The 17766-nt window shown below is 71.5% G+C and carries 16 protein-coding genes; 3 read left to right on the top strand and 13 right to left on the bottom strand.

The window, feature by feature from the left end; genetic code table 11:
* Positions 1 to 10: 10 nt before the first annotated feature.
* Positions 11 to 706 carry an ATP-binding cassette domain-containing protein gene (locus tag QEZ54_RS28835; RefSeq protein WP_281307880.1) on the bottom strand — a complete coding sequence of 232 codons (696 nt, stop codon included), beginning with the start codon at positions 704 to 706 and terminating at the stop codon, positions 11 to 13.
* A gap of 121 nt (positions 707 to 827) precedes the next feature.
* Between QEZ54_RS28835 and QEZ54_RS28830 the strand changes: the two genes are divergently transcribed.
* Entirely contained in the window at positions 828 to 1265 is a 438-nt protein-coding gene (locus QEZ54_RS28830) for a GNAT family N-acetyltransferase (RefSeq protein ID WP_281307879.1), read from the top strand.
* 147 nt (positions 1266 to 1412) lie between these two features.
* Here QEZ54_RS28830 and QEZ54_RS28825 read toward each other — a convergent pair whose 3' ends face one another.
* From QEZ54_RS28825 to hemE, 10 genes are all read right to left on the bottom strand, one after another.
* Positions 1413 to 2405, bottom strand: coding sequence for a LacI family DNA-binding transcriptional regulator (locus QEZ54_RS28825; RefSeq protein WP_281307878.1), 993 nt, complete (start codon positions 2403 to 2405; stop codon positions 1413 to 1415).
* Between the two features lie 27 nt (positions 2406 to 2432).
* Positions 2433 to 4226: a glycosyl hydrolase family 28-related protein gene (locus tag QEZ54_RS28820; protein WP_281307877.1), complete on the bottom strand. Its 1794-nt coding sequence runs from the start codon at positions 4224 to 4226 to the stop codon at positions 2433 to 2435.
* Positions 4227 to 4358: 132 nt separating this feature from the next.
* A complete protein-coding gene (locus QEZ54_RS28815; protein ID WP_281307876.1) occupies positions 4359 to 5984 on the bottom strand; it encodes a glycoside hydrolase family 13 protein in 1626 nt (541 codons plus the stop codon).
* 86 nt (positions 5985 to 6070) lie between these two features.
* Complete coding sequence (locus QEZ54_RS28810; protein ID WP_281307875.1) at positions 6071 to 6958, bottom strand: carbohydrate ABC transporter permease; 888 nt, start codon at positions 6956 to 6958, stop codon at positions 6071 to 6073.
* An 11-nt stretch (positions 6959 to 6969) separates the two neighbouring features.
* The gene (locus tag QEZ54_RS28805; protein ID WP_281307874.1) at positions 6970 to 7908 is read right to left on the bottom strand and encodes a sugar ABC transporter permease; all 939 of its coding nucleotides are present in this window, start codon (positions 7906 to 7908) and stop codon (positions 6970 to 6972) included.
* Positions 7909 to 7994: 86 nt separating this feature from the next.
* Entirely contained in the window at positions 7995 to 9347 is a 1353-nt protein-coding gene (locus QEZ54_RS28800; RefSeq protein ID WP_281307873.1) for an extracellular solute-binding protein, read from the bottom strand.
* Positions 9348 to 9829: 482 nt separating this feature from the next.
* Positions 9830 to 10888, bottom strand: coding sequence for a LacI family DNA-binding transcriptional regulator (locus QEZ54_RS28795; protein ID WP_281307872.1), 1059 nt, complete (start codon positions 10886 to 10888; stop codon positions 9830 to 9832).
* Positions 10889 to 11015: 127 nt separating this feature from the next.
* Positions 11016 to 11720: a hydrogen peroxide-dependent heme synthase gene (gene hemQ / locus QEZ54_RS28790; protein WP_281307871.1), complete on the bottom strand. Its 705-nt coding sequence runs from the start codon at positions 11718 to 11720 to the stop codon at positions 11016 to 11018.
* A gap of 21 nt (positions 11721 to 11741) precedes the next feature.
* Complete coding sequence (gene hemG, locus QEZ54_RS28785; RefSeq protein ID WP_281307870.1) at positions 11742 to 13139, bottom strand: protoporphyrinogen oxidase; 1398 nt, start codon at positions 13137 to 13139, stop codon at positions 11742 to 11744.
* On the bottom strand, positions 13136 to 14197 hold the full coding sequence (gene hemE / locus QEZ54_RS28780; protein ID WP_281307869.1) for a uroporphyrinogen decarboxylase: 1062 nt from the start codon (positions 14195 to 14197) through the stop codon (positions 13136 to 13138). The genes hemG and hemE overlap by 4 nt, the downstream gene beginning before the upstream one ends.
* Positions 14198 to 14310: 113 nt before the next feature.
* On the opposite strand from hemE, the gene QEZ54_RS28775 reads away from it, so the two are divergent.
* Together QEZ54_RS28775 and QEZ54_RS28770 are read left to right on the top strand one after the other, a co-directional pair.
* Positions 14311 to 14874 (top strand): DUF3000 domain-containing protein, encoded by a 564-nt coding sequence (locus QEZ54_RS28775; RefSeq protein ID WP_281307868.1) that lies wholly within the window; start codon positions 14311 to 14313, stop codon positions 14872 to 14874.
* Between the two features lie 139 nt (positions 14875 to 15013).
* Positions 15014 to 16369, top strand: a complete 1356-nt coding sequence (locus QEZ54_RS28770; RefSeq protein ID WP_281307867.1) for a ribonuclease D — start codon at positions 15014 to 15016, stop codon at positions 16367 to 16369.
* Here QEZ54_RS28770 and QEZ54_RS28765 read toward each other — a convergent pair.
* Both QEZ54_RS28765 and QEZ54_RS28760 read right to left on the bottom strand, forming a co-directional pair.
* Positions 16282 to 17301, bottom strand: coding sequence for a hypothetical protein (locus QEZ54_RS28765; protein WP_281307866.1), 1020 nt, complete (start codon positions 17299 to 17301; stop codon positions 16282 to 16284). The genes QEZ54_RS28770 and QEZ54_RS28765 overlap by 88 nt on opposite strands.
* Complete coding sequence (locus QEZ54_RS28760) at positions 17298 to 17624, bottom strand: helix-turn-helix transcriptional regulator (RefSeq protein WP_281307865.1); 327 nt, start codon at positions 17622 to 17624, stop codon at positions 17298 to 17300. The genes QEZ54_RS28765 and QEZ54_RS28760 overlap by 4 nt, the downstream gene beginning before the upstream one ends.
* Between the last annotated feature and the right edge of the window lie 142 nt (positions 17625 to 17766).

Here is a 17766-nt window from a genome sequence, read left to right as displayed (position 1 = left end):
CCGCTTACGTTCACTGCTTCACCTCGACGTGTGTCACGGCACCCACGCTGGGCAGCAGCGGGGGCAGGGTCCGGGCGACGGCGACCACCGCGCGCCCGGTGGCGGCGAAGTCGGCGAGCAGCTCGGCCGACTCGGCCGGGGTCAGCCCGACGTCGATGTCGTCGACCAGCAGCACGTCCGGCTCCTCCAGCAGCGCCAGCGCCAGCATCAGCCGGTGCCGCTCCACCGGCGCCAACTCCCGCACCAGCCGCCCGTCCCCGTCCCCGCCCGTGTCCGACTCAAGTTGCCGGGCAATCGGGCGTATCTTGGGCCCTCTTTCACCCGGTTGCCTGGCAAGTCGAGTGATCAAGGGGCGGGTGGCCCGGCGGGGGCGGTGGGCGGGGCGCAGGCCGAGCAGGCGGCGGCGTTCGGTGAGGTGCTCGGCGACCGTGAGGGCCGGGTCGGGGTCGTTGACCCCGGGGACCAGGGCGAACGCCGTACGCCCGGAGGCTTCGCGGCTGCCCGCGCCGGTCCGGAACCGGTCCCCCAGCGCGAGCAGCGCACTGGTCCGGCCGCCGCCCGCCGGGCCGGTCAGCGCGATCAGCTCGCCCGGTCGCACGGCCAGCTCGAGCTCGCGGAACACCCAGCCGCGCCGGGTACGCAGCCCCAGCCCGCGGGCGCGCAGCACGGCGCCGTCGTCCCCGTCCGGCTCGTCGGTCGCCGTCACGGTCGCCTCCACCTTTTGAACTGACCGGTCAGTTCAAAAACATACTCACGGCAGGTGCGGGCCGAAAGTGAGGGTGAGCCGTTTCACGGACTAGGATTCAGCGGTGATCTCGGCAGATCCCATGATCTTCAGAACCGCGTCGTTCCAGGACCTGGACGCCGCCACCCTCTACCGGCTGCTGAAACTGCGCGTCGACGTGTTCGTCGTCGAGCAGAAGTGCGCCTACCCCGAGCTGGACGGACGCGACCTGGAACCGGGCACCCGCCACCTCTGGTACGAGGTGGACCGGCAGCCGGTGGCATACCTGCGCATGCTCGCCGATCCGGGCGAGGGTGCGGTGGTGCACCGGATCGGGCGGGTGGTGACCGCGCCGGAGGCGCGCGGCGGCGGCCTGGCCGGGCAGCTGCTCACGGCGGCGCTGGCCGCGATCGGCGAGGAGCCGGTGGTGCTGGACGCCCAGTCCCACCTGGCCGCCTTCTACACCAAGTACGGCTTCGCCCCGACCGGACCCGAGTTCCTCGACGACGGCATCCCGCACCTCCCGATGCGCCGCGGCTGACCCCGTCCCGCCGGCACGAATCGGTGCCCCGACGACCGCCGCCCCACCCCACCTGGCATTGACGCTGGCCTATCCAGAGGACGAATCTCGGGAAATCGTCTTCTAGATAGGCCAGCGTCAATTTAAAGCGGGGGGATGGGGTGCCGGTCAGCTGGCGACGACCGCGGTGGAGCCGCGGACGACGAGTTCGGTGTCGAACAGGTACTCGTCCGGGGTGACCTCTCCCCCGTCGACCTGCGCCACCAGCATCGCGACCGCCGCCTGCCCCATCGCGCCGATCGGCTGGCGGACCGTGGTCAGCGGCGGGTCGGTGCACGCCATGAACAGCGAGTCGTCGTACCCGACGACGGAGACGTCCGTCGGCACGCTGAGCCCCAGCCGCCGCGCCGCCCGGATCGCCCCGAGGGCGAACACGTCGGAGGCGCAGATCAGCCCGGTCACGCCGTCCTTGAACAGGCGCACCGCCGCGGCCTGCGCCGCCTCCATCGAGTAGATGGTGCGCGAGACCGCCGGGTCCTCCTGCCGGGTGCGGGCCTTGAACGCGGCCAGCTTGCGGGCCGACGGCACGTGGTCGGCCGGGCCCAGGAGCAGCCCGATGCGGGTGTGCCCGAGCGAGGACAGGTGGCTGTACGCCTGGTCGACCGCCACCGCGTCGTCGGCCGTCACGATCGGGAAGCCGAGCCCGTCTATCGCCGCGTTGACCAGCACCACGGGCAGGCCGCGCTGGCGCAGCCGGTGGTAGTGGTCGTGCTCGGCGTCGGCCTGGGCGTACAGGCCGCCCGCGAAGATGACGCCGGACACCTGCTGCTCCAGCATGATGTCGACGTACGCGGACTCGGCCACGCCCTCCTCGGTGCGGGTGCACAGCACCGGCGTGAAGCCGCGCTGGGCCAGCGCCCCGGCGACGATCTCGGCGAACGCCGGGAAGATCGGGTTGGAAAGTTCGGGCAGCACGAGGCCGACCAGCCGGGCGCGTTCGCCCCGCAGCTTGGTCGGCCGCTCGTAGCCGAGCACGTCGAGCGCGGTCAGCACGGCCGTCCGGGTCGCCTCGGAGATTCCGGGCTTGCCGTTGAGCACGCGGCTGACCGTCGCCTCGCTCACCCCCACGTACTTCGCCACTTCGGCGAGTCTGCGCGTCACGCCGGTTACTGTAACCGGCGTGGCGTGTCAGCCGTGCCGGGCGAACCGGTAAACCGGATCAGGCAGTGGGCCGCAGTACGTGTCCGCAAGGCCCGTGCTGTCCGTGGCCGTCAGGGTGAAGGCGATTCCGTCGGGGCAGGTGTAGAGGCCCGCCCGGCCCGGGGTCACCACCTTGACCTGCGAAAGTTTCGCCTCGCCCATGGACAGCAGGGCCACCCCGAAGGTGCCGGGGCTGTCGACCAGCAGCTTATCGACGGTCACGCCCCGGATGGTGGAGGCGAAGAACATGAGACCGCCGTACGTGCTGTCGAGCAGCTCGTTGTCGGTGATCTGGATGTCGGCGTCGATGGGGCCGTCCTTGGCGTACAGCCATACCGCCGCGATCTGGGCCTGGAGGCCCTCGAACCGGCCGCCGGCGCGCAGCGTGGTGTTGCGCGTCAGCGTGGTGGTGCCGGACAGGAAGACGGTGCCGCCGAACCGGTTCGCCACGTGCAGGCCGCCGCCCTCGACCAGGGTGTCGGCCACGACGTTGTCGCTGACCGTGTTGTCGTGGCCGCCGTAGATCGCGATGCCGTTGGCCAGCATCGGCAGCAGCACGGTGTTGAACCGGATCGTGTTGTGGTGGTCAGGGAACTCGTCGGCCCAGGTGGCGATGCCGTCGTCGCCGGTGTTGCGGATGACGTTGTGCTCGATGACGGTGTTGCTGACGCCCCGGTGCAGGTTGATGCCGTCGGCGGTCTGGTCGTAGATCCGGTTGCCGCTGATGGTCAGGCCGTCGAACGGCCCGTCCAGCCACATGCCGACCTTGGTGTGCTGGATCCACAGGTTCTGCACCTTGGAACCGCCGCCCAGGGCGCCGCCGACACCGTTGACCTGGGCGTGGTCGTCGCGCTCGGCGGTCTCGCCGATGATCGAGAAGTCGCTGAGGGTGACGCCCCGGCTCGGCTTGGGGGCGTAGTTGCCGTACAGGCCGACGTCCCTGCCGTGCAGCACGCTGTGCCACATGCCCGCGCCCAGCACGGTCACCTGGTCGACGATCAGATGCTGGTTGACCTGGAACGTGCCGGGCGGCAGCCATACCGGCCGCTTCTTGGCCTTGCCTTCGGCCAGGGCGGCGGTGATGGCGGCGGCCGAGTCGGCCTTGCCGGTCGGGTCCGCGCCGAAGTCGACCACGTCCAGGGCGCCGTCGGGCGCGGTCGCCGGGGGCGCCACCTGCTCGAAGTCGGCCAGATCGATCGTGTACGAGGCAGCCGTGTCGGCCGCGTCCTTGGTGATCCGGACCTTGGCCCCGGCCGGGATCTCCTTGTCGAACAGCGTGCGCGCGTGGTCGTAGAAGTGGTGGCCGGAGCCGTCGGCCGGGTTGTTGGTGAACGGGAACCCGCCGTAGAACCAGCCGTAGCGGGAGGTCACCGGCAGGTCGAGGGTGTCGGCGCCGTCCACGTGCACCGAGAGGGTCGCGTCGGCGCCGACCCCGTCGGCCGAGTCCGGCACGCTGTAGCGCAGGGTGAGCGCGTTGGCGGGCTCGGCCAGGGTGAACTCGACGTAGTCGCCGGTCGCGGACAGGGTGACGGCCTGCCGCCCGGACGCCTCGGCGGCCAGCGTCTTGGCGGTCCGGTCCGGCCCGACCAGCCTGCCCCGGTATGCGGCGGCCTCGGCCTCGTACTCGGTGAAGGGGACGGCGGCGCCGCGACCGGGGATCGAGAACGGCGACAGCGCGGCCGGAGGCGGCGGCGCGGCCTTCGGCTCGTCCTCCGAGCAGCCCGCTGCTGTGGCGCTGAGCAGCAGCATCGCCACCGCCAGCGCTCCGGTCCGCGTCCGCATCTTCTCCGCCCTCCCGGCGCTCGACATCACAACCGTTCGGAAGGGGCCCTTCCACATCGGATTCCGATAAGAAGGGCCCCTTCCTTACTTCAAGGCCGGTGGGGAGGGCCGCTCACCCTCCCCACCGGGGTCTCAGGGGCGCAGCCAGACGGTGGTGTCGGGCGGCAGGTTCTCGCCGTCCAGGTCGCCGCTGGCGACCAGCAGCGCGCTGTGGGCGGGGAGCTTGGCGGACTCGGTGGAGAGGTTCGCCACGCAGATGACGTCGGGGTTGCCGGGGCGGCGGAAGGCCAGCACCTGCGGGGCGCTGTCCAGCCAGGCCATCTCGCCGTCGCCGAGGGCGGGCTCGGCGTGGCGGGTGTGCAGCGCCTTGCGGTACAGCTCCAGCATCGAGGCCGGGTCACCGGTCTGCGCCTGCGCGGTGTACGCCTTCCACGCCGCGGGCTGCGGCAGCCACGGCTTGGCCGGCGCGTCGTCGGGGCTGAAGCCGAACGGGGCCGCGTCACCCGACCAGGGCAGCGGCACCCGGCAGCCGTCGCGGCCCGGGTCGACGCCCGCGGTACGGTGCCACATCGGGTCCTGCTTGAGCGCGTCCGGGATGTCCTCGACCTCCCACAGGCCCAGCTCCTCGCCCTGGTAGAGGTAGGACGAGCCGGGCAGGGCCAGCGACAGCAGGATCGCGGCGCGGGCGCGGCGGGTGCCGAGCTCCAGGTCGAACGGGGTGCCGAAGTCGCGGCCCTTGAAGCTGAACGAGGTGTCCTGGCGGCCGTACCGGCTGATGTGCCGGGTCACGTCGTGGTTGGACAGCACCCAGGTCGCCGGGGCCTGCACGGGCGCGTGCGAGCTCAGCGTCTCGTCGATGACCTCGCGCAGCTTGTCGGCGTCCCACGGGGCGCACAGGTAGTTCAGGTTGAACGCCGTGTGCATCTCGTCCGGGCGCAGGTAGTTCGTGAAGCGCTGCACGTCGGGCATCCACACCTCGCCGATCAGCGCGCGGCCGCCGTACTCCTCGGCGATGCGGCGCCAGGCCCGGTAGACGTCGTGCACGTCGTCGCGGTCCTCGAACGGGTGCTTGTCGACCGTGCCCACCTCGGGCAGGGTCGCGTCCTTGGTCAGCAGCGCGGCTGAGTCGATCCGGATGCCGTCGGCACCCCGGTCGAACCAGAAGCGCAGCACGTCCTCGAACTCCTGCCGCACGTCCGGGTGGTCCCAGTTGAAGTCCGGCTGGGCGCCGTCGAACAGGTGCAGGTACCACTCGCCGGGCGTGCCGTCCGGCTCGGTCACCCGGGTCCAGGTGCCGCCGCCGAAGTTCGACGTCCAGTTGGTGGGGGGCAGCTCGCCGTGCTCGCCCTTGCCGGGCCGGAACCAGAACCGCTCGCGCTCGGGCGAGCCCGGCCCGGCGGCCAGCGCCGCCTGGAACCACGGGGTCTGGTCGGAGCAGTGGTTGGGCACGACGTCGACGATGACCCGGATGCCCAGCGCGTGCGCCTCGGCGATCAGCTGCTCGGCCTCGGCCAGCGTGCCGAACAGCGGATCGATCTCGCGGTAGTCGGTGACGTCGTAACCGCCGTCTGCCTGCGGCGAGACATACCAGGGGTTGAACCAGATGGCGTCGATCCCCAGGTCCTTCAGGTACGGAAGGCGCGCCCGGACTCCGGCCAGGTCGCCCACGCCGTCGCCGTTGCCGTCGGCGAAGCTGCGGACATAGACCTGGTAGATGGCGGCGTCACGCCACCATGCGCGAGTGTCTGGCTGAGACACGGGAGCCTGCTTTCTTGTGCGGGTAGTGCGAACGGGGTCAAGCGGCCTTGCGAGAACCACGCCCGTGGGCTGGAAAGATCAAAGGATCAACCCTTCAGACTGCCTGCCTGCAGGCCGCCGAGGATGCTGCGCTGGAACACCATGAACACGACGATCATCGGAATACTGGCGATGACCAGGCCGGCGAGCATTTCGGTGAGCGGCACCTGGTTGGTGCCGGACAGGCGGCTCAGCGCCACGCTGAGCGTCTGCACCTCCGGGTCCTGGAGCACCAGCAGCGGCCAGAGGAAGTCCTTCCACATGCCGATCACCGCGAAGATGGAGACCACGGCGAGCACCGGCCGCGACAGCGGCAGGACGATGTGCCAGAGCACGCGCACCCGGCCCGCGCCGTCCATGGACGCCGAGTCGAGCAGGTCGTTGGGGATCTGGTCGAAGAACCGCTTGAGCACGTAGATGTTGAACGCGTTCGCCGCGCCGGGCAGCCACAGCGCCCACGGCGAGTTCAGCAGGTTCCAGCCGAAGATCGGCACGTCGGTGACGGTCAGGTACGCCGGGACCAGCAGCGCCGCGGCGGGCAGCATCAGGCTGGCGAGCATGCCGCCGAGGATCAGCTTGCCGCCGACCGGGCGCAGCTTGGACAGCGCGTACGCCGCGGTCACGTCGACCAGCAGCTGCACGAACCAGCCGCCGATCGCGTAGTACAGCGTGTTGAGGAAGAAGTGCGCGATGTTGAGCTGTTCCCAGGCGAGCTTGTAGGTGTCCCAGTGCCACGACTCCGGGATGAACGTCGGCGTCGGGCGCACCAGCTCGGCCGGGTGCTTCACCGCGCCGGTGACCATCCAGTAGAAGGGGAAGAAGAACACCACGATGAAGGTGATCATCAGTACGGTCAGGAGCGTGTAGTAGATCACCTTGTTGCGCCGCCGGTTGAGGTCGGTGCCGGAGATCAGCGTCCGGGTGTCGGAGGTCATCGCGGGCTCCCTCAGTCCTTGTCGCGCGTGACGCGCAGGTAGACGGCGGAGAAGACGCCCAGCACGATGAAGAGCAGCACGCTCATCGCGGCGGCCAGGCCGAAGTCGTTGTTGACGGTGAAGGCGTACCGGTAGATCAGCACCATCACGGTGATGGTGTCCGGGTTGGTGGTGCCGGTGAGCTGGTACGGCTCGATGAACACCTGCATGGTGGCCACGATCTGCAGCAGCAGCAGGACCAGCATGATGAAGCGCATCTGCGGGATGGTGATGTGCCGCAGCCGCTGCCAGATGCTGGCGCCCTCCAGCTCGGCGGCCTCGTACAGCTCGCCGGGGATGTTCTGCAGCGCGGCCAGGTACATGATCGTCGCGCCGCCCATGTTGGCCCAGGTGGAGACCAGCACCAGCGAGATCATCGACATCTTCGGGGACTGGGTCCAGTCGGAGGTCGGCAGGTGCAGCGCGCTCAGCACGGTGTTGAACAGGCCGTTGCCCGGGTCGTAGAAGAACTTCCACAGCAGCACCACGACGATCGGCGGCAGCATCACCGGCAGGTACACCGCGATGCGGAAGAAGCCCTTGAAGTGCCGGATCTCGTTGAGGACCACCGCGATGGCGAACGGCACCAGGTAGCCCAGGATCAGCGCCAGGACGGTGAACTTGAGGGTGTTCCACCACGCCGTGTAGAACAGCGGGTCGTCGAAGATCGCCTTGAAGTTGTCGAACCCGACCCAGATCGGGTCGGTCACGAAGTTGACCTGCTGGAAGCTCAGGATGACCCCGCGCACCAGCGGGTACCAGGAGAACAGTGCGAAGCACGCGATGCCCGCGGCCATGAACAGGTAGCCGAGCGCGTTGTCGCCCAACTTGCGGCGCAGCTTGTCGCGCCGTGACGCGGGACTCGCGCCACCGGAGTACGGCGGGCGCACCTTCGGCCGCTCGCTCGTCATAACCGCCATCGCAGGTGACCTTCCTTGAGGAACCAGTCAGTCGAGTGGGCCGCCGGCGCGAGGCCGGCGGCCCATCGGGTGTCGCGTTACTTGACCGCGGCCAGGATCGTGTTGACCTGCTTCTCCGCGTCGGCGAGCAGAGCGGCGACGTCCGCGTTCTTGTCGGTCAGCACCTTCAGCATCGCCGTGTCGAGCACCGCGTAGATCTGCTGAGCCTGCGGCGGCTCGAGCTTCAGCGGGATGCTCGCGGTGGCGCTCACGAACGGGGCGTAGTTCTCCGTCGGGACGTTGGCCAGCGCCTTGGAGGAGGCGGCCTGCTTCTCGGCGGCGGCACCGGTCCAGATCAGCGGCTCGGGGAGGCCGACCGGCTGCTTGGCGTCAGCGGCGGTCTTGTTCTGCTCCTCGATGCGGTCCGGGTTGGTGTAGCGGAAGGTCAGCCACTTCAGGCCGGCCCGGATCTTCTCCGGGGTCGCCTTCGCGTTGAACATGAAGCCCTCGCCACCGGCCAGGGTGCCCGCACCACCGGGGACCGGGCCCAGGCCGTACTCCTTGAAGTCACCCTTGAACTGGTTGACGATCGTGGGGATGTTGTCGCTGGTGGCGACGTACATGCCCAGCTTGCCCGACGCCATCATCTGCAGCAGGTCAGCCCACTCCAGCTGCTGACGCGCGCCCATGGTGTTGTCCGTCCAGCGCATGTCCTTCAGCTGCTGCAGGACCTGCTTGCCCTTGTCGCTGTTGAAGGCGGCCTTCCAGGTGTCGCCGTCCTTGACCGCGATGTCGCCGCCGACCGAGTAGATCTCGGCGGTGAAGTGCCAGCCACCGGTGTTGCTCTTGCTGTAGTCGCCGTAGCCGACCGTGCCGCCACCCAGCGCCGCGATCTTCTGGGCCGCGGTGCGGACCTCTTCCCAGGTCTTCGGCGGGCTGTTCGGGTCGAGACCGGCCTTGGTGAACAGCGTCCGGTTGTACAGCAGGCCCATCGAGTAGTTCTTCGTCGGGATGCCGTAGACCTTGCCGTCCGCGCCCGAGTAGACCTTCAGCAGGTCGGGGCGGATCTGCGCGATGGCCGGGAACTCACCGGTGAACGCGGAGATGTCCGCCACCTGGCGCTTGGCGATCAGGTTCGCCGGGTCGGTGAAGTACGTGTAGAAGACGTCCTCCAGCTGGCCGCCGGCCAGCTTGGTGGCGAACGTCTGGGGGTCCATGAACCCCTCTTTAGCGTCGATCTTGATGTTCGCGTTCGCCGCCTCGAAGGCCTTCACGTCGTCGAGGAACGACTTGCGGTTGACCGGGTCGGACTCCGGCGGCAGGCCGTTGACCGTGATGGTCACCGGGCCGCTGGGCTTCTCCGGCTCCTTCTCCGAGCAGGCGGCGGGGAGCACGGCCACAGTCGCGGTCAGCAGCAGGCCAAACGCCTTGCCGAACCTTCTTCTGTCCATAGGATTGGAGGTCCTTCCTAGCGGAGGCATGCGGGGCGGGTGACCCTGGACAAGTTCCGCCCCGCATGGGGGTTCTTTCATTCAGTTCGGCGGTGCACTGGACCGCTGCCGCGCGGCACGCGCGCTCACGGCCCCGATTTCGTCTTTGTTTCCATGTCATCGCCCTGGGGTTTCCCCCGGCGACGTTGTGGAGCAGCCTAGGCCCGAAGCACGCAAGAAGTCTATAGTCCTTTGCAAGAACGTAATGATCCACTATTCCGTCCCAGCTCAACGACGCGCAAGGCAGGGACGCAACCCGGGCATGACGCGTACGAGCGATCGTCAACCGTCCCGCCGCCGAGGTCGCCCGCGACGGCAGGACCAGCTGAAACGGTTTTGTCACCACCCGAACCGCGCAACGTTGCACCGCCCACACGAAAGCCGCCGGTGTCCCATGGACACCGGCGGCAGTTCAAGACCGCTCAAGTTGGATGATCTAGGGGCTAGACCGCGCGGGCGGTCTGGGCGGGGACCTGGCGGGACGGGACGGCCGCGCCGGAGCCGGTCGAGCCGCGCACCACCAGTTCGGGCTCGAACAGCAGCTCGTCGGCGGGCACGGTGTTGCCCGCGATCTCGCTGATGAGCAGGGCCACCGCCGCCTGGCCCATGGCCTCGATGGGCTGGCGCACCGTGGTCAGCGGCGGGTCGGTGCACGCCATGACCGACGAGTCGTCGTACCCGACGATGGAGACGTCGCCGGGCACGCTCAAGCCCAGCCGGCGCACCCCGCGCACCGCGCCCAGCGCCAGCACGTCGCTGGCGCACATCAGGCCGGTCACGCCGCGGCCGATCAGGCGGGCCGCGGCCGCGTGGCCGCCCTCCATCGAGAAGATGGTGCGCTCGATCAGGTCCTCGGGATCGAGGCCCGCCGGCGGGCCGTCGGCCGCGAGCCGGGTCAGGAAGGCACTGTGCTTGCGGGAGGAGGGGACGTGGTCGGGCGGGCCGAGGATCAGCCCGATCCGCTCGTGGCCCAGGGAGGCGAGGTGGTTGTACGCCTGCTCGACCGCGACGGCGTCGTCAGCGGAGACCCGGGGGAAGCCCAGATCCTCGATACCGGCGTTCACCAGTATCGCGGGCAGGCCCCGGTCGAGCAGGCGGCGGTAGTGCTCGTGCTCGGCGTCGGCCTGGGCGTAGTTGCCGCCCGCGAAGATCACGCCGGACACCTGCTGCTCCAGCAGCATGTCGACGTAGTCCGATTCGGCCACGCCGTCGGCGGTGCGGGTGCACAGCACCGGGGTGAACCCCCGCTTGGCCAGTGCCCCCGCCACCACCTCGGCGAACGCGGGGAAGATCGGGTTCTGCAGTTCGGGCAGCACCAGCCCGACCAGACGCGCCCGCTCCCCGCGCAACTTGGTGGGGCGCTCGTATCCGAGCACGTCCAAGGCGGTGAGCACGGCCGTCCGGGTGGCCTCGGAGATGCCCGGCCGACCGTTGAGCACCCTGCTCACGGTGGCCGTGCTCACCCCCACGTACTTCGCCACTTCGGCGAGTCTGCGCGTCATGGTACGCAAGTGTAGAGCACAATCGTGCAAATGAGTTGCACGGGATGGCTGACGTTTTGCAGACCAAACGCATGAGTCTCCGCAAGCGGTTACGGCAGGCGGTTACATGGCGCTTTAGGCCGTTTTGTCAGGGCAGGGCGGAGACGATCTCCTCCACCGAGCGGCGGCGGCCGGTGTAGAAGGGCACCTCTTCGCGTACGTGCCGCCGGGCCGAGGAGGCCCGCAGGTCGCGCATCAGGTCGACGATGCGGTGCAGTTCGTCGGCCTCGAAGGCCAGCATCCACTCGTAGTCGCCCAGCGCGAACGACGCGACCGTGTTGGCCCGCACGTCCGGGTAGCCGCGCGCCATCTTGCCGTGCTCGGCCAGCATCTCGCGCCGCTGCTCGTCCGGCAGCAGGTACCACTCGTACGAGCGCACGAACGGGTAGACGCAGACGTACGCCCGCGCCTCCTCGCCGGCGAGGAAGGCCGGGATGTGGCTCTTGTTGAACTCGGCGGGGCGGTGCAGCGCCATCTGCGACCAGACCGGGGTCAGGCACTTGCCCAGCGCGGTGCGCCGGAACCGGCCGTAGGCGTCCTGCAGCGCGTCGGCGGAGGACGAGTGCCACCAGATCATCACGTCGGCGTCGGCGCGCAGGCCGGCCACGTCGTACACCCCGCGGATCGTGACGTCGCTCTCCGCCAGCTGTCCGAAGAACTGGTCGACCTCCCCGGCCACCTCGGAGCGGATCGACGGCAGCGGGGCGGTGGCCCGGAACACCGACCACATCGTGTACCGGATGGTGTCGTTGAGTTCGCGCAGGCGGGCGGCGTTGGTCTGTTCGGCGGTCATCTCGTTCTCGTCCTCATCCACTTAGTTCCAGGCACGCAGCAGCAGGTCGGCGGCCAGCTCGGCCGAGTTGACGCAGGCGGGGATGCCGACGCCGTCGAAGGCGGCGCCCACCAGCACCAGCGGCAGCTCGGCCAGCAGCTCGCGGGCGTTGGCGACGCGTTCCACATGCCCCGGGGCGTACTGCGGCAGCGCCCCGCCCCAGCGGGTCACCGTCGCCGAGGCCGGCTCGGGCAGCGCCGTCCCGAGCACCTTCGCCAGGTCGGCCCGGACCGCCGCGACGATCTCGGCGTCGGGCCGCTGCAGCACCGCGTGGTCGCCGTGGCGGCCGACGCTGGCCCGCAGCAGCACCGAGCCGTCGGTCCGGCGGTGGTGCGCCCACTTGGTGCTGAAGAAGGTCGCGGCCTTGATGGTCATCCCCTGGTCGGCCGGCACCAGGAAGCCGCTCAGCGCGGGCAGGTCGACGCCGGGCAGGGTCAGCGTGACCAGGCCGACGTTGGCGTACTCCAGCCCGCCGAGCTGCTCGGCGGCCTCCGGCGCGGTCGGGGCGAGCAGGCGCGCGGCGGGGCGGGCGGGCACGGCGAGCACCACCGCGTCGGCGTCCAGCCGCCACGGGCGGGCCGCCCGCGGGGCGTCCTCGGTCGCCGCGCCGACGGTCAGGGTCCAGCCGGTGGCGGTGCGGGCCAGGTCGCGTACGGGCATCCCGAGGTGGATCTCGACCCCGCGCCGCTCCAGCTCGGCGCGGGCCGCCTCGACCAGCGTGCCGAGGCCGCCGCGCAGGGTGCCGAAGACCGGCGTGCCGGGCTGGTGCGCCCGGCTGGTCCCGGCGGCCCGCTGCACCGCGGCGCGTACCGTGTGCTCGCGGCCCAGGAAGCGGTGCAGCACCGGCATGGTGGCCTGCAGCGACAGGCCGTCGGCGCGGCCGGCGTAGACCCCGCCCAGCAGCGGGTCGACCAGGTGGGTGACCACCTCGTCGCCGAGCCGCTCGCGCACCAGTTCGCCGACCGAGCGGTCCTCGCGCGGGGCCAGCACCGGCGCGCCCCGGTCGACGTCGCCGTCGCTCAGGGTGGCCACGCCGACCAGGTCGGTGTCCGGGCCGGGCACGCCCATCACGGTGCCGGTCGGCAGCGGGCGCAGCGCCCCGGCCACCCACAGCCCGGCGCCGCCCGCGACCGGGTGCTCCAGCAGGTGCTCCAGCTTCAGCGCGGAGACCAGGCGCATGGCACCGCTCGGGCCCCAGGCCGGGTCGCGCATCAGGAACTGCTCGGCGCCCAGCTCCACGCCGTCGGCGCGGGTGTGCAGCTTGCCGCCGAGGCGGTCGGCCTGGTCCACGACGGTGACCGCGACCCCGGCCTCGGACAGCCGCAGCGCGGCGGCCAGGCCGGAGATCCCGCCGCCGATGACGGCAACATGGCGGGTCATCGCTTGCTTACCTCGTGCACCAGCTCGACCACGCGGGTGAGCACGGTCGGGTCGGTCTCCGGCAGCACGCCGTGGCCGAGGTTGAACACGTGGCCGGGCGCGGCGCGGCCCTCGTCCAGGATCCGGCGCACCTCGCGCTCGACCACCTCCCACGGGGCGAACAGCACCGCGGGGTCGAGGTTGCCCTGCACCGACTTGCCGGGCACCTGCGCGGCGGCCGCGTCCAGCGGCGTACGCCAGTCGACGCCGACCACGTCGGCGCCCGCCTCGGCCATCGCGGGCAGCAGCAGGCCGGTGCCGACCCCGAAGTGGATCCGCGGGATGCCCGCGTCGGCCAGGCCCGACAGCACCGCCTGCGAGTGGGGCAGGACGTACCGGCGGTAGTCGGCCTCCGACAGGGCGCCGACCCAGGAGTCGAACAGCTGGACCGCGGCGACACCCGCCTCGACCTGCACCTTGAGGAAGGTCAGCGTGATCTCGGCGAGGCGGGCGAGCAGGGCGTGCCACAGCTCGGGGTCGCCGTGCATCAGCGCCTTGGTCTTGGTGTGGTTGCGCGACGGCCCGCCCTCGACCAGGTAGCTGGCCAGGGTGAACGGGGCGCCGGCGAAGCCGATCAGCGGGGTCGCCTTCAGCTCGCGCAGCAGCAGCCCGACGGCGTCGCCGACGTACGACACCGCGCCGGGGTCCAGCGGGCGCACCCGGTCCAGGTCGGCCATGGTGCGCACCGGCTCGGCCACGACCGGCCCGGTGCCCGCGACGATGTCCAGGTCCACCCCGGCCGCGTCCAGCGGCACCATGATGTCGCTGAACAGGATCGCCGCGTCGACGCCGTGCCGGCGCACCGGCTGCATGGTGATCTCGGTGACCAGGTCGGGGCGGCGGCACGACTCGAGCATGCGCACCCCGGCCCGCAGTTCGCGGTACTCGGGCAGGGACCGGCCCGCCTGGCGCATGAACCATACGGGCGTGTGCGGCACGGCCTGCCCGCGACAGGCGCGTACGAACGTCGATCCGGCCAAGGTGAGGCGGTTGAGGCCGCCCGTGGCTGCAGTGTTCATCGTCGCCATCGTGCCACTGGACGAGGGCGGTCCGCCGCAAGGGTGGTGCCGATGTGAGCCGCATCGGCGCGCCGTGCCACCAACCGGAGGCTTGTGCGGACTAGGTTACGGCTATGGCGCTGACGACCGTACTCCCCGAGACGTTCACGCGCGCCGTCACCGCGCTGCGCTCGGTCCACCCCCGCGACGAGATCTCCCTGGAAGAGGTGCCCGCCCCCGGCAAACTCGCGCCGTACGCGTTCGCGCTGGGCGCGTCGGTGCTGCGCCGGGGCGAGGAGGTCACCACGGGGCGGCTGATCCTGCTGCACGACCCGGCCGGGCATGAGGCCTGGCAGGGCGACACCCGGCTGGTCACGTACGTCACCGCGGAGCTGGAACCCGAGCTGGCCACCGACCCGCTGCTGCCCCAGGTGGGCTGGAGCTGGCTGGTGGACGCGCTCGACGCGCACACCTCCGGCTACGCCGCCATCGGCGGCACCGTGACGCAGACCATCTCCAGCCGGTTCGGTGCGCTGGCCGCCGACGGCCCGCCCACCACCGACCTGGAGCTGCGGGCCTCCTGGACGCCGCTGGATCTGAACCTGGGCGCCCACGTGACGGCCTGGTGCGCCGCGCTGGCCTCGACCGCGGGGCTGCCGCCGGTCGGCGTCTCGGCGCTGCCGCTGCGCCACTCCTGAGGGCACCCGGGCAACTCGGTTGATCAGGCACAGATCGGGCGCGCGGAGGCGGGGAAGCCTCATTATTGGCCGGATCGTTACGACGCGCCACGGGACCGGGTGCGGCGACGACCCCGGCCATGCACGTACGGTGTGATCCATGACCGACGAGGACGCAGTGCTGCGCCGTCGGACCCGCCACCGCACGGGCGACGGCACGCCGGACGCAGCCACGCAAGGCACCACGCAGGGCGAGGGCCCGACGCTGCTCATCGAGCCCGCCGGCGGCACCCCCGCCCCCGTGGAGACGCCTGACGAGCTGGCCGAGGTGCTGGCGCGCTTCGCCGCGGGCACCGGCCCGGTGGCCGTCGACGCCGAGCGCGCCTCCGGCTTCCGCTACAGCCAGCGGGCGTACCTGGTCCAGCTGCGCCGCCGCGGCGCGGGCACCGCGCTGATCGACCCGGTGCCGCTGGGCGACCTGTCCGCGCTCGACGCCGTGCTCGCCGACACCGAGTGGGTGCTGCACGCCGCCAGCCAGGACCTGCCCTGCCTGGCCGAGCTCGGCCTGCGCCCGCGCAAGCTGTTCGACACCGAGCTGGCCGCGCGGCTGGCCGACTTCGAGCGGGTGGGTTTGGCCGCGCTGACCGAGCAGCTGCTCGGCCGCACGCTGGAGAAGCACCACTCCGCCGCCGACTGGTCCACCCGGCCGCTGCCGCAGGACTGGCTGACCTACGCCGCGCTCGACGTGGAGCTGCTGGTCGAGCTGCGCGACGCGCTGGAGGCGGAGCTGGCCCGGCAGGGCAAGACCGACTGGGCGGAGCAGGAGTTCGCCGCGCTCGTCCTCAACGGGGCGCGGCCGCCCAAGCCGCGGGTCGACCCGTGGCGGCGGACCTCGGGCATGCACCGGGTGCGCGGCGCGCGGGCGCAGTCGCGGGTGCGGGCGCTGTGGTACGCGCGCGACACCATCGCCGCCCGCCGCGACACCGCGCCCGGCCGGGTGCTGCCCGACGCCGCGATCGTCGCCGCCGCCGAGATGAACCCCAAGACCGAGCGGGAGCTGCTGCTGCTGCCGGGCTTCGGCGGCCGCTCGGTGCGCCGCCTGGCCGCGACCTGGCTGGACGCGCTGGAGGAGGCGCGCAACCTGCCCGACGACGCGCTGCCCACCTCACCGCAGTTCGAGGGGCCGCCCCCGCCGCACCGCTGGGCCGACAAGGACCCGGTAGCCGCAGCCCGGCTGGCCCGCTGCCGGGAGGTGGTCACCAAGACCGCCGAGCAGCACCACCTGCCCCCGGAGAACCTGATCACCCCGGACTTCGTGCGCCGCCTGGCCTGGGAGCCGCCCCCGGCCGACACCGCCGCGGTGGCGGCGGTGCTGGCCGGGTTCGGGGCGCGGGCCTGGCAGTGCGAGCTGCTCGCGGCCGAGCTGGCTCAGGCGCTGATCGAGCCGGAGCCGGTGCCCGCCGACGCGGCGGCCGCGGAGTCCGGCGACGGCGGCACGGAGGCGGCGGCGGGCTGAACCGGCCCGCCCCGCCCGGCCCGGATCGCGTACCCCAGCAGGTACGCCGTGAAGACCGGGTAGACATAGGGCGTGATCTCGGTGACGTCGCCGACCTGGGCGATCTCCCAGGGGGTCGGCCCCGGCAGCCCGTACATGGCGCCGCTGTACATCGTGGGCAGCCACAGCGGCGCCCACACCCGGCTCACCCCGTCGTAGAAGCCCTCACCGTCGACCGTGAGGTACTGGAGCGGGCCCGTATGGCCGAGCACGGTGATCACGATGGCGACGTCGGCCACCGCGAACGCGCCCAGCACACCCACCCACCACGCGGCGGCCAGGCGGCCCCGGGCCGCGAGACCGGACGCCGTCCGCAGGACGACGACCATCCCCCCGCCCCACCACAGCAGCTCGGGCACCACCCGCTCCAGCTTGTCCGCACCGCCGAACAGAGCCACCACCAGGGCGAGGGTGACCAGGCACGGCAGCACCAGCGCGGCGGCCAGCCGCCAGCGGCCGCGCAGCGCGGTGCGCGCGGCCGAGCGCCCGGCCAGCCACGCCAGCAGCACGCCGGACAGGAGGCAGCACATCGCCAGTACCGGGGTGACCTTCGTGGCGTCGTGCCCCTCCTCCCCGAAGATCGCGCGCGCGGTCAGGTTCGCCACGATCACGGCCACGACCAGCACCGCGAAGCAGAGCAAGGGCGCGAGTAGGACGGTGGCCGCGGTGGTCCGGGCACGCCTGGTCAGCAGACTCCGATCGACGAGGGGGTCGGCGGCCGGGCGCGACACGGCGAGGCTGAGCGCGTACGACACGACGCGCACGGACCTGCCCTCGGCGGCCAGCACATGCAGCTCGGCCAGCCATTCGCGGTGCAGGTCATCGCGGAGCCCGGCGGGCCAGCGCCGGACTGCCAGCGCGAGCAGGGCCGCGCCCACCCGCTGGGCGATCACGCGGGCCCCGGCTCGGTGCGGGGGCGCAGCGGCGCCGAGCCGGGCCGGGTCGCCGCGTGCAGCTCGGCCAGTGCCTGGCGGGCGTCGGTCACGCCCTGCGGCGTGAGCCGGTAGTAGCGCCGGGCCGGGCGGCCGGCCGCCACCGGGTCGATCCGCTCCCACTGCGCCGCGAGCCAGCCGGCCCCGGTGAGCCGCTGGAGGATCGGGTAGAGGGTGCCGCTGGGCAGCCCGGTCAGGTTCATCAGGTCCAGGCCGTATCGCTCGGCGTCCGGCTCGGCCAGCAGCGCGGCCAGAACCCTCGCCACAGGAACGGTGATTCGCATGCGCGAGACTCTATGCCTAAACTCTACATAGGGGCAAGGCCGGTTATCTATATAGGGGTCCGGACCTCTCGGCGAGTGCCGATTGTGAGTCAGACCATAGCGAGTCGCTACCCCTCGGTAGTTACCCACGAGTAGCATCCGG

The organism is Catellatospora sp. KI3, assembly GCF_029948125.1.
GTDB lineage: Bacteria > Actinomycetota > Actinomycetes > Mycobacteriales > Micromonosporaceae > Catellatospora.
The sequence above is the reverse complement of the archived record's forward strand: the minus strand, read 5'-3'. Positions and strand labels throughout refer to the sequence as shown.

What these genes read in the sequence shown, in the direction of transcription:
- hemE (WP_281307869.1), bottom strand. Translation starts at nt 14,197, where the DNA reads ATGAACACTGCAGCCACGGGCGGCCTCAACCGCCTCACCTTGGCCGGA.
- hemQ (WP_281307871.1), bottom strand. Translation starts at nt 11,720, where the DNA reads ATGACCGCCGAACAGACCAACGCCGCCCGCCTGCGCGAACTCAACGAC.
- QEZ54_RS28805 (WP_281307874.1), bottom strand. Translation starts at nt 7,908, where the DNA reads ATGACGAGCGAGCGGCCGAAGGTGCGCCCGCCGTACTCCGGTGGCGCG.
- QEZ54_RS28810 (WP_281307875.1), bottom strand. Translation starts at nt 6,958, where the DNA reads ATGACCTCCGACACCCGGACGCTGATCTCCGGCACCGACCTCAACCGG.
- QEZ54_RS28800 (WP_281307873.1), bottom strand. Translation starts at nt 9,347, where the DNA reads ATGGACAGAAGAAGGTTCGGCAAGGCGTTTGGCCTGCTGCTGACCGCG.
- QEZ54_RS28770 (WP_281307867.1), top strand. Translation starts at nt 15,014, where the DNA reads ATGACCGACGAGGACGCAGTGCTGCGCCGTCGGACCCGCCACCGCACG.
- QEZ54_RS28795 (WP_281307872.1), bottom strand. Translation starts at nt 10,888, where the DNA reads ATGACGCGCAGACTCGCCGAAGTGGCGAAGTACGTGGGGGTGAGCACG.
- QEZ54_RS28820 (WP_281307877.1), bottom strand. Translation starts at nt 4,226, where the DNA reads ATGCGGACGCGGACCGGAGCGCTGGCGGTGGCGATGCTGCTGCTCAGC.
- QEZ54_RS28830 (WP_281307879.1), top strand. Translation starts at nt 828, where the DNA reads ATGATCTTCAGAACCGCGTCGTTCCAGGACCTGGACGCCGCCACCCTC.
- QEZ54_RS28760 (WP_281307865.1), bottom strand. Translation starts at nt 17,624, where the DNA reads ATGCGAATCACCGTTCCTGTGGCGAGGGTTCTGGCCGCGCTGCTGGCC.
- QEZ54_RS28775 (WP_281307868.1), top strand. Translation starts at nt 14,311, where the DNA reads ATGGCGCTGACGACCGTACTCCCCGAGACGTTCACGCGCGCCGTCACC.
- hemG (WP_281307870.1), bottom strand. Translation starts at nt 13,139, where the DNA reads ATGACCCGCCATGTTGCCGTCATCGGCGGCGGGATCTCCGGCCTGGCC.